The sequence below is a fragment of the Taklimakanibacter lacteus genome (assembly GCA_003576695.1).
Taxonomy (GTDB): Bacteria; Pseudomonadota; Alphaproteobacteria; order Rhizobiales; family Aestuariivirgaceae; genus Taklimakanibacter; species Taklimakanibacter lacteus.
Genome location: QOZQ01000006.1, coordinates 54201 through 68719 on the forward strand (window position 1 = coordinate 54201; position 14519 = coordinate 68719).

Here is a 14519-nt window from a genome sequence, read left to right on the forward strand (position 1 = left end):
TTAGGGAGGCACACGTGCCCACTTGCGGTGAACATCTCGTCAAGCTGCTTGAAGCCTATGGCGTCGAGACCATCTTCGGCATTCCGGGCGTCCACACCGTTGAGCTCTATCGCGGCCTCGAGGCGACGAATATCCGCCATGTGACGCCCCGCCATGAGCAAGGGGCGGGCTTCATGGCCGATGGCTATGCGCGGAGCTGCGGCAAGCCGGGCGTGTGCTTCATCATCACCGGCCCCGGCATGACCAATATCGCGACCGCCATGGGCCAGGCCTATGCCGATTCGATCCCCATGCTGGTGATCTCGAGCGTCAACGACACCTCCCATCTCGGCATGGGCCAGGGCCGCCTGCATGAACTGCCCTCGCAGCGCAATCTCATCGCTGGCGTCGCCGCCTTCAGCCATACGCTTCTCTATCCGGGCCAGCTGCCGGAAGTGCTGGCGCGCGCTTTTGCCGTCTTCACCAGTGCGAGGCCGAGGCCCGTCCATATCGAGATTCCGCTCGATGTCATCACCGCCCGGATGGAGGGGCCGGCCAAAGCCTGGACTTTGCCCTCGCGCCCGGCACCCGACCCGACGCTGATCGCCGAAGCGGCGAAGCTGCTCGCCGCCGCGAAATCGCCGCTCATCATTGCCGGCGGCGGCGCCTGCGATGCGGCACAGGGCCTGCAGAAACTCGCTGAGAAACTCGACGCGCCGGTCTTCACCACCATCAATGGCAAGGGCGTGCTGCCGCCCGGCCACAGTCTGGCATTGGCCGGCAATCTCGGCATGGAGGTGGCCCAGGATGAGCTTGCCCAGAGCGACGTCGTCCTCGCCATCGGCACGGAATTCGGCGAGACCGAAATGTATCCCGAGGCGCGCCCGATCCATATCAAGGGCAAGCTGATCCGTATCGACATCGATCCCTTGCAGCTGGTCAACCAGCTGCAAGCCGACATCGCCCTCTTTGCCGACAGTGCGCTGGCGGTTCAGGCGCTGAATGACGCGCTGGGCAAGCATGACGCGAAGGGCGGCAAGGGCGAGGCACGCGCCGCCGCATTGCGCAGGAAGGTCGTCGCGGGTCTCTGGCCCGCCTGCACGATCCACGGCCGCCTCCTCGCGGCGATCACCAGGGCATTGCCCGATGTCGTCATTGCCGGCGACCAGACCGAGCCGGTCTATGCCGCCAACCAGACTTATGAGGCGCCACGGCCCCGCTCCTATTTCAATTCGAGCACCGGCTATGGGACTCTGGGCTATGGCCTGCCGGCTGCCATTGGCGCCAAGCTCGGCCAGCCGGCGCGCCCATCCGTCTGCCTGATTGGCGATGGCGGCCTGCAATTCTCGCTGCCCGAGCTAGCCTCCGCCGTCGAGGCGCAAGTGCCGGTCGCCGTGGTGATCTGGAACAACACCGGCTATGGCGAGATCAAGGCCTATATGCGCGACCGCCAGATCCCCGAGATCGGCGTCGACATCTACACGCCCGATTTCGTCACCATCGCCAAGGGCCTCGGCTGCGAGGCCGCGCGCCCCGCCGATATGGCGACGCTGCATGACGAGCTCGTCAAATCGGCGAAGCGCAAGGTGCCGACCATCATCGAGATCAGGTCGGGCGAGAGCCTGGCGCGCGAGCTTGGCCGCTGATGCGCGACCGGCTCTATATAGGGGGCGAATGGCGCCCGCCGGTGAAGGGCGGGAAGATTCCGGTCTTCAATCCCTATAGCGAGCAGGTCATTCACCATGTCGCCGCCGGGACCCCTGAGGATGTCGACCTTGCGGTCGCTGCCGCCAAGGCCGCCTTCCCCGCCTGGCGTCAGACCTCGGGCTCGGTGCGCGGCATGTTCCTGAAAGCCATCGCCGCCAAGGTGCGCGCGCGCAAGGACGAGCTGGCCCGCCTGTCGTCGCTCAACAATGGCAAGCCCCTCGCCGAGGCTTTGATCGACATGCAGGATGTCGCCTCGTCCTTCGACTATTATGGCGAGCTTGCCGCCGATCTCGACCGCGAGAGGGACTGCACGGTCGAAGTGCCGGACAGCGCCTATCGCGCCACGATGCGGCGCGAGCCTCTGGGCGTTGCCGGCCTCATCGTGCCGTGGAATTTTCCGCTGGTGACCACCTCCTGGAAAGTGGCGCCGGCGCTCGCCGCCGGCTGCACCGTGGTGCTGAAGCCCTCCGAGGTGACGCCGATCGTCGAACTGGAGCTTGGCGCGATTGCCGACGAAGTGGGCCTGCCCAGGGGCGTGCTCAATCTCGTCACCGGCCTCGGTCCCGATGTCGGTGCCCCGCTCACCACCCATAAGGACGTCGCCAAGGTCTCTTTCACCGGCAGCAATGGCGTCGGCTCCCGGGTGATGGCGGCCGCCTCGCAAGGCCCCAAGGCGGTGAGCCTGGAGCTTGGCGGCAAATCGCCGATCGTCGTCTTCGCCGATGCAGATCTCGATATCGCCACGAATTGCGTGGTGAACGGCATCTTCTTCAATGCCGGCCAGATGTGCTCGGCGACATCCAGGCTGCTGGTCGAGGAATCGATCGCGCCCAGGCTCATCGAGCGGGTGATTGCCGCGGCGAAAGCGCTGAAGCCGGGCGATCCGCTCAGCTCCGCAACGACCTTGGGTCCTCTCACCAGCAAGGCCCAATATGACAAGGTCCTGTCCTATATCGCCAGGGGCAAGGCCGAGGGCCTCTCTCTCCTTCTGGGTGGCGGCAGGCCGGAAGGGCTCGAGACCGGCTGGTTCATCGCTCCCACCCTCTTTGGCGATGTCCCGGTCTCGAGTCCTCTCTGGCGCGAGGAGATTTTCGGCCCGGTCCTGTGCATGCGGACCTTCGCCAGCGAAGCAGAGGCGATCGAGCTGGCCAATGACAGCGACTTCGGCCTCGTCGCCACGGTGGTGACGCGCGACAGGGAAAAGAGCGAACGGGTCGCCGATGCGATCGAGGCGGGCCTCGTCTGGATCAACAGCCCGCAAGTGATCTTCGTCGAAACCTCCTGGGGCGGCTTCAAGGCAAGCGGCATCGGCCGCGAGCTCGGGCCCTGGGGTCTCGATGCCTATCTGGAAGTGAAGCACAAAGCGCGCCGGCTCATGCCCGCCGCCTGAAAGGGGAAATAATGCAGACGGTCAGGAACGTCTCGGATTTGCGCAATGTCATGCACCGCAACGAGCAGCCGATCTATTTCATCTCGGCCACCAACTTCAACCTGCTCGGCATCGACCAGTGGGTGCGCAATCTCAAATTCATCTCCTATATCGATTGCTTCGACGGCCGCCATCCCAATGTCTTCGTGCCTTCGAAGCAGGCGCATGATGAATTCGAATCCATCGAGGACATCAACAACCACATGCTGCAGCACAAGGACGTCATCGACCATGTGAAGAAGCGGGGCGGCAAGGCCGCCGCCACCTTCCTGATGTTCGACGAGGAGACCGAGGGCCTGTGCGACGAGCTCGGCATCGATGTGTGGTTCCCGCAAGCGAAGCTCAGGCAGCGCTGCGACAACAAGATGGAGACGGTGCGCATCGGCAACAAGGCGGGTGTCGCCTCGGTGCCGAACGCGCTCGCCAAGGCATCGAGCTATGACGAGCTGATCAAGGCCGCCGACAAGGCCAGGATCGGCCGCGACCTCGTGGTGCAGAGCGCCTTCGGCGATTCCGGCCATACCACTTTCTTCATCGCCAATGAGCAGGACTTCAACCGTCATGCCAGGGACATCACGGGCGAGAAGGAAGTGAAGATCATGAAGCGGATCAAGTGCCGCGGCGCCACGATGGAGGCTTGCGCCACGAAATCCGGCACGCTGGTCGGCCCGCTTCTGACCGAAGTCGTGGGCCGCAAGGAACTGACCCCCTATAAGGGCGGCTGGTGCGGCAATGAGATATTCCCCGGCGCCTTCACCGAGAAGGTGCGCAACAAGGCGCGCGACATGGCCTTCCGCTTCGGCAACCGGCTGATCAAGGAAGGCTATCGCGGCTATTTCGATCTCGACTTCCTGATCGATGAGACGGATGGCGAGGTCTATCTGGGCGAGCTCAATCCGCGCATCTGCGGCGCCTCCTCGATGACCAACCACGCCGCCTTCGCCTATGCCGATGCGCCGCTCTTCCTGTTCCATCTCCTCGAATTCTCCGGCCTCAAATACAAGATCGATGTCGAGGAGCTGAATGCGCGCTGGGCAAAAAGGGAGTTCATCGATTCCTGGTCGCAGCTCGTCATCAAGGCGACCGACGAAGTGGTTGACATCGTGACCCATGCGCCGCCGACCGGCGTCTACCGCATGGCGAGCGACGGCTCGGTCTCCTATGACCGCTTCGACTATAACCGCCAGGCGATCGAGTCCGAGCGCGAGGCCTTCTTCCTGCGCATCACCGGCCCCGGCGATTATCGCTATGAGGGCGCCGATCTCGGCATCCTCATCACCCGCGGCCGGGTGATGAGCGATGATTTCGATCTCAACGACCGGGCGCGCGACTGGATCAAGGGCATCAAGAAGCTCTATGCGGCGAAACCCCTGACCGAAGTGCAGCGCGAGGAAGCGCCGGCGCCGGGATCGTTCAAGATTTTGTAGAAACGACTTCCCTCTCTCCAGTGCGTAGCATGAGAGAGGAAAAATAGATGGTGTTGAGTTGAACGGATGAACATCGTCTTCGAAGCGATAGCGGAGGACCGGCCGGGGCCGAAATGGCGGGCAATCTATGACCGTCATTGGCACGCCTATAGCCGCTGGTTCATGCGCGACGGCATGAAGGCGCGGCCGACCTATCTCGCGAGCCTGCGCGCCATCCGCCGCCATATGCCGGAACTGGTGCCGGCCTATGAAGCGGTCGCCGAAGCGGCCGGCGGCGGCGATCTCGAAGCCCGCTTCCTGGCCATGTGGTGCCCGCCCATGTATGTCGGCGGCTGCTCGCAAGCGATCCTGACCGGCGCCGAACCCGCCATCATCCGCAATTACGATTACAGCCCCAAGCTTCTCGAAGGCACATGGCTTGCCTCGCGCCTCGCCGGCAAGCGCGTCATCGCCATGGTCGACTGCCTGTGGGGCGTGCTCGACGGCATCAATGAGGACGGGCTTGCGGCCTCGCTCGCCTTCGGCGGACGCACCGCGGTCGCCGATGGTTTCGGCATCCCGATCGTGATGCGCTATCTGCTGGAATTCGCCTCGACTGTCGCCGAAGCCGTGACGATCCTCAGGCGCGTGCCGGTCCATATGTCCTATACGGTTTCCCTTCTCGACCGCGCAGGGCATCACGCCACGGTCTTCGTGGCGCCCGACCGGCCGACCGAGATCGTCGACAGGCGCATCGCCACCAATCATCAGCACGAAGTGGAATGGCCGCGCCATGCGACGGCGACGCGCTCGCTGGAGCGTGCCGAAAGCCTCGATCAATCCCTGGCCGATAATCCCGATACGGAAACGATGCTGAAGGCTTTCCTGCGTCCGCCCGCCTATCAGACTTCTTACGGCCGGGGCTACGGTACGCTCTACACGGCGATCTACCGGCCCGAGGATCGTTCCGCCGAACTCATCTGGCCGGCGGCGCGCTGGCGCCAGTCCTGCGCCAGCTTCGCCGAGGGTGCGCGCACCATCCTGTTCGCTGAAGGCAATGCGCCGCCCCGGGTCAGGCCGGCCAAGGGCGTCGCCATTCGTGGAGGCATCCTATGAAAGTGCTGGTGCTGGGCGGCGGCGTGGTCGGCGTGGCGGCGGCTTATTATCTGGGCCGCGACGGACATGAGGTCGAGGTCATCGAACGCCGCGACAAGCTCGCTGCCGAGACGAGCTATGGCAATGCCGGTCTTGTCTCGCCGGGCGATTCCTATGCCTGGGCCTCGCCCGCCGCCCTTTCCGTCTTCATCAAGTCGCTCTACCGGCCCGATCTCGGCATCAAGGTGAAGCCCAGCCTCGATCTTCATTTCATCGCCTGGACCTTCAGGTTCCTGTTCGAATGCACCCATGCGCGCGCTCATATAAACACGCTACGCAAGTTCAGACTGGCGCTCTATTCCAGGACCTGCATCAATGCGATCTCGGCCGATACGAAGCTCGACTATGATGCCGGGGGCAAGGGCATTCTCTATTTCTACCGCAGCCAGCAGAGCCTCGATGCCGGCGCCCAGCATATGAAGATCCTCTCCGACAACGGCCTGACGCTGGAAGTCATCGGCCGCGAGCGGATGGTGGAGCTGGAGCCGGGTCTCAAATCCGCAGCGCCCGAGATCGCCGGCGCGCTTTATTCGCCTCTCGACCAGACGGGCGACTCCTGCAAATTCTCCCGTAACCTCGCGCGATGGTGCGAGCGGAATCTCTCGATGCGCGTTCACTATGGCACGACAGTCAGCGCGATCGAGACGGACGGTGACCGCGTCACCGGCATCATAACCGACAAGGGCCGGATCGCCAGTGACGCCATCGTCGTGGCGCTCGGTCCCGAGACGCCGCTCCTCACCCGCAAGATCGGTGTCAATGTCCCGATCTATCCGGTCAAAGGCTATTCGGCCACCATTGCGCTCCCCGACCCGTCGCTGGGTCCCACCATGGGCGGCGTCGATGAGGATCGGTTGATCGCCTATTCGAGGCTCGGCGACCGCTTGCGCGTCGCGAGCACGGCGGAATTCGCAGGCTACGATCGAAGCCACAAGCCCGCCGACTTCAAGCGCCTTCTCGCCACGGCGAGCGACCTCTTCCCCGGCTGTGTCGATCCGGCGAAGGCCGAATACTGGGCCGGACTTCGGCCGATGACGCCCACTTCCGTGCCGATGCTGGGACGCGCCCGCTACCGCAATCTGTTCCTCGATTGCGGCCATGGCCATGTCGGCTGGACAATGGCGGCGGGCTCGGGAAAATTCGTCGCCGATCTGGTCGCGGGCCGCGCGCCTGAGATTGACACGGACGGCCTCCTTTATGTGAACTAGCTGTCATGCCCGGCCCGCAAGTCACCATCGACCTCGAGAAGATCGAAGCGAATACCCGCACCGTCGTCTCCTGGTGCAAAGCCTCAGGCATCTCGATCTTCGGCGTCACCAAGGGCTCCTGCGGCATGCCGCAAGTGGCGCGCGCCATGCTGCGCGGCGGCGTCAGGGGACTGGGCGAATCGCGGCTGGAAAACATAAGGCGCCTGCGCGGGGCCGGCATCGATGCGCCGGTGATGCTGCTGCGCAGTCCGCCTCTGTCGCTGATCGACGAGGTTATCCGCACCGTCGATATCAGCCTCAATTCCGAGCTGGCCATCATCGCCGAATTGTCGCGCGTCGCCGAACGCATGGGCCGCATCCACGACATCATCCTGATGATCGATCTGGGCGACCTGCGCGAAGGCATCCTGCCTACCGATCTCATCCCGACCATCGAGCGGATTCTCGAAATGCCCGGCATCCGCATTGCCGGCCTCGGCACCAACCTCACCTGTTTCGGCGCCATCATCCCGACCGAGGTCAATCTCGGCCAGCTCGCCGATCTGGCCGGGACGGCGCAACAGCGCTTCGGGCTCGATCTCGCTTATATTTCGGGCGGCAATTCGAGCTCGCTCCCGCTGTTGCTCTCCGGCAATATGCCCAAGGGCATCAATCATCTGCGCATCGGCGAGGCCATCCTGCAGGGCGGGCGCGACACCTTCCTCGACCAGCCGCGCCAGGAGCTCGACCGCGACGTTTTTCTTCTTTCCGGCGAATTGCTGGAAGTGAAGATGAAGCCGTCCATGCCGATCGGCATTTCGGGCGTCGATGCCTTTGGCGGGCGCCCGGTCTTCCAGGATATCGGCGAGCGGCTGCGCGGCATCGTCAATATCGGCCGCGAGGATGCCAATATCGAAGGCCTGTTGCCAGTGAAGCAAGGCGTCACGGTGCTCGGCGCCTCGAGCGATCATCTCATCCTCGACGTCACCGATGCCCGGCCTGTGCCCGAGGTCGGCGACAGAGTGAATTTCCGCATGAGCTATGGCGCGCTGCTTGCCGCCATGACTTCGGAATATGTGGAGAAGCTGCCCATGTATGACCGCAACACCCAAAACCCGGCCGCCCGCGTGAGCATCTTCGCCGAGAAGAATGTGGCCGCGGCGCTGCGCAAGCATACGCTCGACGGTAGGCTCGCCAATATCGGCTATGAGGTGGATCTGACGCCCAGGGTCACGGTGGATGAGATTTCCGCTTCACTTGACCGGCGCGCCCGGCCATTGATCTTCGGCGCCGATCATCGCGCCAGCTTCACCGCGATGAGCGCCGTGGCCGCGACGCTCGATGCTTTCGGACTTCTGTGGTTCGACGCGATGGCGAGCGTCCTGCCGCAGCAGGACGGCAGCGAATCGGTTCTCTACCGCGCCTTGGGCCTCGGGCCCGGCACCGGCGCGCTGACGCCGAAACTGTCGCCCGAGAATGTGGTGCTGATCGGCCTGCGCGAGACGGCGCCGGAAGAAGTCGAGATCCTGAAGACGTCACGCGTCAAGATCTTCACCATTGCCGATATCGATGCGCTTGGCATGCGCGAGGTGATCCGCCAGGCGGTACAGATCGCTTCCGCCGGCATGCAGGGCTTCCATGTCAGCTACAATCCCGCAGTGACCGACATTCCGGGCTATTTGCCGGGAACCGGCGGCATCACCGTGCGCGAGACGCATCAGGCAATGGAGGCCATCCACCAGAGCAAGTCCATGCGCGCCATGGACATCACCGGTCTCGACGCGGAGGCGGACCCCCGTTTCGCCTCGATGATCGTCCATTTCGCGCTGTCTGCTTTTGGAAAGCGGATATTGTAACATCCCTCCGGCTTTCGCCGGGATGACGGATTGGGGGAGCGTGCGCTTGTCGGGAACACACTCACTCCGGCACGTGGCACACGGCTTCGATATTGTTGCCGTCGAGATCGAGCACGAAGGCGCCATAATAGTCCGGGTGGTAATGCGGCCTGAGGCCCGGCCCACCATTGTCGCGTGCGCCGGCGGCGATCGCCGCGCGGTAGAATTCCTCGACCGTCTTGCGCGATGAGGCGACGAAGGCGACATGCTGGCCGCCTTTCGGCTTGTCGCCGGTGCCGATCCAGAAATAGGGCTTGCCATTCTCGCCAAAGCCGGCCGCATGGATGTCCTCCCCCGCCATTTCCGGCGTGACCTCCATGATGACGCTGACGCCAAGCGGCTTCAGGGCCTTCTCGTAGAAGGCCTTCGCTTTCTCGTAGTCCGCAACCGAGAAACCGACATGATCCAGCATGCTTGCCTCCTGTCATCCGGAATTCTTCACGCCAATCGTATAGCTCGCCTGCAGCACGCCGCCCTCGAGCTTCTCGACATCGAAAATATAGGACGCGGCCTCGCGGGCCGAGAACACGCCATCATCGCCATTCATCGTATCGCGACCGGACCTTTCACGATAATCGGGATGGCCGGCGAAGATGATGTCGCTCAGCGCATCATCGAAAAGGAGCTGGGTGATCAGAAGCTCCTGCCCGCCGACGAGGATGCGCAGGTGAATATGCACGGTGCGGCCCGAATACCAGCCCGGATAGATGCTGAGGAAACTCACGATCCCATCCGCATCGGTGATCTGCCGGCCGCGCAGGAAGCTTTGCGCCTGGGCCGTCGCCTCTGCGGCATTGCACATGCGTGCGGCCTGTCCGGAATAGACGCCCTTCGCATTCACATGCCAGATCTCGACATCGGCATTCTCGATCGGCTTGCAGGTCTCTGCCTCGACGATGCGCAGGCTGAGGCGCGCCGGCAACCCTGCGACACCTTCCGTCACATCCTTCCGGACCGGCACATCGCTGGTGTGACAAGGCCCCAGGGTCTTGGCAAGGCTCGCGACGCATTGCGGTTGGCTGCGGAAGATCGGCGGCGGCAATTCCACCGGCAGGCCGGCCGTGCCGCCGGCACGGAAATCCGCCGCTTTCCAGTCGAAGCTGCGTGTCGAGACAGGCTCGCCCGATGCATGCCGGCCGAAGGACAGGAAGGCAGCCCCCGCCCCGCCAATCAGCGCGGCACCACCCAGCACGATCATCCGCCTTTTCACGATCTCATTCCGGCAGGACTGCGCCGGGCTTGGCCAGCGACTTGAGCTTGGTCATCGCGAATTCGCATTCATAGGGCCCTTCCGCATAGGAGCCGATGGAATAGGCATCGAAAGTGACGACCGCCTTGTCCGCCCAGAAACTCCAGCTGTCCAGCGACTTCAGGTGATCGACGATGGTCGCCTCCGAATAGTTCGGATCGTCCTCAGGCTTGAAGTCCAGGTCGTCATTCCTGTCCTTCTTCTGCGCGAAGATCTGCGTGACGCAATCGGCCTTGAGCGCCGCCTGGCCCTTGGTGTCGAAGAGATCGCTCGCCTTGAGCGCGACGCCCTTGCCGAGATCGATATTGATCGACGACGTGCCGCCATTGCCATGGGCGCCGCCGGCATTCACCCAGGCATCGATCTTGGCCGATAGCAGCTTGGGCGAGGCATAGGTGATCGTCATTGCCGCAAAGGCGGCGTAGGGCACTTCGTCGCCTACGGCTTCCTTGAGTCGCTTCAAGGGCGCGCTTTTTTCGATCTTTCTCACTTCGGCATTGAATAGCCTTTCGCCGGGCGAACTTGCCTTGGCAAACCGGGCCAGCGTGTAATCGACGTCATAGTGATGCTGATCACCATCCTGCTGGATGAAGGAAGCCACCATTGTCGAGCTCGCGCCCGGCCCGCTTTCCGGCGCTGCTGAAAGCAACCGATATCGTTCCTCGGTCGCGGTCAGGATACAACTTGTAAGCTCCGTTCCTTGCTGATAGCCACAATTGTCTTCGCGGCTCTTCACCCATTTTCGCTGCGAGGCCACAAGATCCTTGCGACCATCGCCGTCGAGCACGTTACGCAGCGCTGCATAGAAAGTCCCCATCGCATCATCTGCCGCCTTGAGCTTTGGATCGGCGCAGATCGCCTTTTCGACCACGCTTTGAGCTTTGCCGCAATCGAACGCGACCGCCGGCAGGGCGCCAGCCATGAGCGTGAAGCCGGCGATCGCAGATTTTCCGAAAGACTGCATGATCTCTCTCATTTCCCTGGTCTCGGATCGATCGGCGTGATCGGACCCAGACCCAGCACATCTTCCAGCAGCTTTGCGGCGGCAAGCAGGCGGGCCTCGCCCCGGCACGGTCCCGCGATCTGGATGCCGACCGGCAGGTTTTCGCGCGTGAAGCCGGCCGGGATCGAAATCGCCGGCGATGCCACATTGGTGAAGGCATAGACGATGGCGAGCCATTCGACATAGTTGGAGAATTTGTGGCCGTCACATTCGGCGACATAGCGCTGCTCGACCGGGAAGGGCGCCACGATGGTGGCCGGGCACAGGATGAGATCATAGCGTGTGAAGAACTCACGCGCCCGCGCGAACATCAGCCCGCGCTGCATTTCGGCGCGCGCGATCTCGGTCCCCGTAAGCTTGAGCCCCTTCTCGATATTCCAGATGACATCGGGCTTCAGCTTGTCGCGATGATTCTCATAGAGCGTCTTGAGGCCCGTGGCGAAGGAGAGCGCCCGCAGCACCTGGAAACATTCATGCGCCTCGCGAAAATCGGGATGCGCCGCCTCGACAATGACCCCGGCATCGGCAAGCTTGTGGGCGGCGCGCTCCACGATATCCGCCACTTCCGGATCGACCGGCGTAATGCCGAGATCGCGGCTGAAGGCGACGCGCTTCGGCTGTGGTCCGGACTGGGCCGCGGCAAGGTAAGAAACATCTTCGCGCGGCAGCGACAGGGGATCGGCCGGATGAGCGCCCACCATCGCATCGAACAAGAGAGCAAGGTCTTCGACATTGCGCGCCATTGGCCCTTCGACACCAAGCGTACCGTCGATCTTGCCATAGACGCTCATCGCCACCCGTCCGGGCGACGGGCGCATGCCGACCACGCCGCAGAAGCTCGCCGGATTGCGCAGGGAGCCGCCCATATCCGAGCCATGCGCCAGCCAGGCCATGCCGGTCGCCAATGATGCCGCCGCGCCGCCCGATGACCCCGCCGCCGAGCGCGACAGGTTCCAGGGATTGAGGGTGCGCCCGAACACTTCGTTGAAGGTATTGGCGCCGGCCCCGAATTCGGGCGTGTTCGACATCGCATAGACGACGCCGCCCTGGGCTTCCAGATTCTCAACGAGGATGTCCGACACTTTCGGAACATGATGGGCGAAGATCGGCGACCCTTGCGTCGAGCGTACGCCCGCCACGTCATTCAGGTCCTTGATCGGGATGGGAAGCCCGGCAAGCGGGCCACGTTCGCTGACCGGCTTCTGCATCAAGGCCTTGGCGTGATCGCGCGCCCGCTCGAAGCACAAGGTCGGCAGGGCATTGACCGCCTTGTCGACCTCCCCGATGCGCGTTTCCAGCGCATCGAGGCAGTCGAAGGGCGTGATGTCCTGATTGCGCAATCGTCTGACGATTTCGCGGGCATTCAAAGAGATAAGGTCAGCCATGACACCTCCGGGATGCCGGATTGAATCCATTTGCCGCCCAGGGGTCAATGGAGGTAGAACGCCGCAGCATTCCTGAGGAGACCAGAACATGAACGTGAAGGCATCGGCCAAGGGCCTCAATGAAGCGTGGGTCGAGCGGCGCGCCAAGGCGGTTTCGCGCGGCGTCGGCATGGCCGCCCCCATCATCGCGGCGCGCGCGGAAGATTCCGAATTGTGGGACATCGAGGGCCGCCGCTATATCGACTTCGGCGGCGGCATCGCTGTGCTCAATACCGGCCATCGCCATCCGGCCGTGATGAAGCGCGTCCAGGAGCAGCTCAACGCCTTCACCCATACCTGCTTCATGGTGGCGCCCTATGCGCCCTTCATCGAGCTGGCCGAAAAGCTCAATGCCGTGGCGCCGATCTCGGGCGACAAGAAGAGCCTGTTCGTGACCACGGGCGCCGAGGCGGTCGAGAACGCCATCAAGATCGCCCGTGCCCATACCGGGCGCAGCGATGTCATCTGCTTCCAGGGCAGCTTCCATGGCCGCACGCTCCTCACCATGGCGATGACCGGCAAGGTCGTCCCCTACAAGACCAGGTTCGGTCCCTTCCCGGGCGGCGTGTGGCATGTGCCTTTCCCGGTCGCCCATAAGGGTGTGACGGTCGAGGATTCGATCCATGCCATCGAATGGCTGTTCAAGGCCGATGTCGAGCCCGCGCGGGTCGCGGCCATCGTCATCGAGCCGGTGCAGGGCGAAGGCGGCTTCTATATCGCGCCCAAGGAATTGATGAAGGCCCTGCGCAAGATCTGCGACGAGCATGGCATCGTCCTCATCGCCGACGAGATCCAGTCGGGCTTCGGGCGCACCGGCAAATGGTTCGCCATGGAGCATATGGGTGTCGAGCCCGATCTGGTGACGGTGGCCAAGTCGCTCGCCGGCGGTTTCCCGCTGTCAGGCGTCGTCGGCCGCGCCAAGATCATGGACGCGCCGGATCCGGGCGGCCTCGGCGGCACCTATGCCGGCAACCCGGTCGCCTGCGCGGCCGCCTTGGGCGTCTTCGATGCCTTTGAGCAGGACAAGCTGCTGGAGAAGGCGGAGAAGCAGGGCAAGCTCATGGTCGAGCGCCTGAAGGCGATCAAGGCCAAGGGCAAGGGCATGCCGATGGGCGATATCCGCGCACTCGGTGCCATGTGCGCCTTCGAGGTCGTCACCGAGCGCGACGGCAACAAGCCGGATGCGGCGGGCGCCAAGGCGCTGGTGGCGAAATGCCTCGAGCGCGGCCTGCTGATCCTGAGCTGCGGCGTCTATGGCGACACGATCCGCCTCCTGACCCCGCTCACCGCCTCGGAAGCCATCCTCAAGGAAGGCCTCGACATCCTCGAATCCGCCATTTTGGGGAACTAGCGAGAGCTGCGAGCCAGCGCGCTTCCCGAAAGGGGAATCGCGCCGAATCAAACCTGGAGCAAATCCTTATCGCCAATGTCTTCAACTTTGGCGGGATTTGCTCTGGGCGACGGATTAACCTGCCGTCACCCGTCTTGGTCTCAAGCAGCTTCGGGAGACTTTCATGCATCGCCGCCTGTTCCTGTCCGCGCTGGCTTCCGGCCTGACGGCCGCGGCCTTTCCCGGCATGGCGGAGGCCGCGAAGCAGAACCGCCAGCGCTATCAAGGCGCCGAGCAGGTCTGGTTCGACAGCTATGAGCAGCCGGGCACGATCATCGTCGACACCGGCAAGCGCGCGCTCTTCTATATCCTCAGCGACAGCGAGGCGATCCGCTATGGCGTCGCCGTCGGCAAGGACGGCTTCTCCTGGGCTGGCATCGCCCAGATCGGCCGCAAGACCGAATGGCCGCGCTGGACGCCGCCCGCCTCCATGATCAAGCGCCGGCCCGAGCTCGCCAAATTCGCCAATGGCATGCCGGGCGGCCGTCCGGACAATCCCTTGGGCGCCCGCGCCCTCTATCTCTTCGCCAATGGCCGCGACACGCTGTTCCGCATCCATGGCACCAACGAGCCGCAATCAATCGGCACCGCCGCCTCCTCGGGCTGCATCCGCATGCTGAACGAAGAAGTCACCGAGCTCTATGACCGGGTCCATATCGGCACCAAGGTGATCGTGCTATAATTCGGCGTAATCC

The 14519-nt window shown here is 63.5% G+C and carries 12 protein-coding genes; 8 read left to right on the forward strand and 4 right to left on the reverse strand.

Annotated features, from left to right (window positions below; translation table 11 throughout):
• Positions 1 to 14: 14 nt before the first annotated feature.
• The 6 genes from DT068_RS13160 to DT068_RS13185 all read left to right on the forward strand — a co-directional run bounded on the left by DT068_RS13160 (position 15) and on the right by DT068_RS13185 (position 8719).
• Positions 15 to 1625 carry a 5-guanidino-2-oxopentanoate decarboxylase gene (locus DT068_RS13160; RefSeq protein WP_119390313.1) on the forward strand — a complete coding sequence of 537 codons (1611 nt, stop codon included), beginning with the start codon at positions 15 to 17 and terminating at the stop codon, positions 1623 to 1625.
• Complete coding sequence (locus tag DT068_RS13165) at positions 1625 to 3076, forward strand: aldehyde dehydrogenase family protein (protein WP_119390314.1); 1452 nt, start codon at positions 1625 to 1627, stop codon at positions 3074 to 3076. Before DT068_RS13160 ends, DT068_RS13165 begins: the two co-directional genes overlap by 1 nt.
• 11 nt (positions 3077 to 3087) lie before the next feature.
• Complete coding sequence (locus DT068_RS13170; RefSeq protein ID WP_119390315.1) at positions 3088 to 4542, forward strand: biotin carboxylase; 1455 nt, start codon at positions 3088 to 3090, stop codon at positions 4540 to 4542.
• Positions 4543 to 4608: 66 nt separating this feature from the next.
• On the forward strand, positions 4609 to 5637 hold the full coding sequence (locus DT068_RS13175; protein WP_119390316.1) for a C45 family autoproteolytic acyltransferase/hydrolase: 1029 nt from the start codon (positions 4609 to 4611) through the stop codon (positions 5635 to 5637).
• Positions 5634 to 6884: a D-amino acid dehydrogenase gene (locus DT068_RS13180; protein ID WP_119390317.1), complete on the forward strand. Its 1251-nt coding sequence runs from the start codon at positions 5634 to 5636 to the stop codon at positions 6882 to 6884. Before DT068_RS13175 ends, DT068_RS13180 begins: the two co-directional genes overlap by 4 nt.
• Positions 6885 to 6889: 5 nt before the next feature.
• Positions 6890 to 8719, forward strand: coding sequence for an alanine racemase (locus DT068_RS13185; protein ID WP_119390318.1), 1830 nt, complete (start codon positions 6890 to 6892; stop codon positions 8717 to 8719).
• A 61-nt stretch (positions 8720 to 8780) separates the two neighbouring features.
• Here the strand turns inward: DT068_RS13185 and DT068_RS13190 are convergent, their stop codons facing one another.
• Genes DT068_RS13190 through DT068_RS13205 form a run of 4 tightly spaced genes read right to left on the reverse strand, consistent with a single transcriptional unit; the run spans position 8781 to position 12395 of the window.
• Positions 8781 to 9170: a VOC family protein gene (locus DT068_RS13190; RefSeq protein WP_119390319.1), complete on the reverse strand. Its 390-nt coding sequence runs from the start codon at positions 9168 to 9170 to the stop codon at positions 8781 to 8783.
• Positions 9171 to 9182: 12 nt separating this feature from the next.
• On the reverse strand, positions 9183 to 9968 hold the full coding sequence (locus DT068_RS13195; protein WP_162914178.1) for an intradiol ring-cleavage dioxygenase: 786 nt from the start codon (positions 9966 to 9968) through the stop codon (positions 9183 to 9185).
• Between the two features lie 4 nt (positions 9969 to 9972).
• Positions 9973 to 10971 (reverse strand): lysozyme inhibitor LprI family protein, encoded by a 999-nt coding sequence (locus DT068_RS13200; RefSeq protein WP_162914179.1) that lies wholly within the window; start codon positions 10969 to 10971, stop codon positions 9973 to 9975.
• A gap of 8 nt (positions 10972 to 10979) precedes the next feature.
• Positions 10980 to 12395, reverse strand: a complete 1416-nt coding sequence (locus DT068_RS13205; RefSeq protein ID WP_119390322.1) for an amidase — start codon at positions 12393 to 12395, stop codon at positions 10980 to 10982.
• An 88-nt stretch (positions 12396 to 12483) separates the two neighbouring features.
• Between DT068_RS13205 and gabT the strand changes: the two genes are divergently transcribed.
• Entirely contained in the window at positions 12484 to 13785 is a 1302-nt protein-coding gene (gabT, locus tag DT068_RS13210; protein ID WP_119390323.1) for a 4-aminobutyrate--2-oxoglutarate transaminase, read from the forward strand.
• A 163-nt stretch (positions 13786 to 13948) separates the two neighbouring features.
• Positions 13949 to 14506, forward strand: coding sequence for a L,D-transpeptidase (locus DT068_RS13215; RefSeq protein WP_119390324.1), 558 nt, complete (start codon positions 13949 to 13951; stop codon positions 14504 to 14506).
• Positions 14507 to 14519 lie beyond the last annotated feature (13 nt).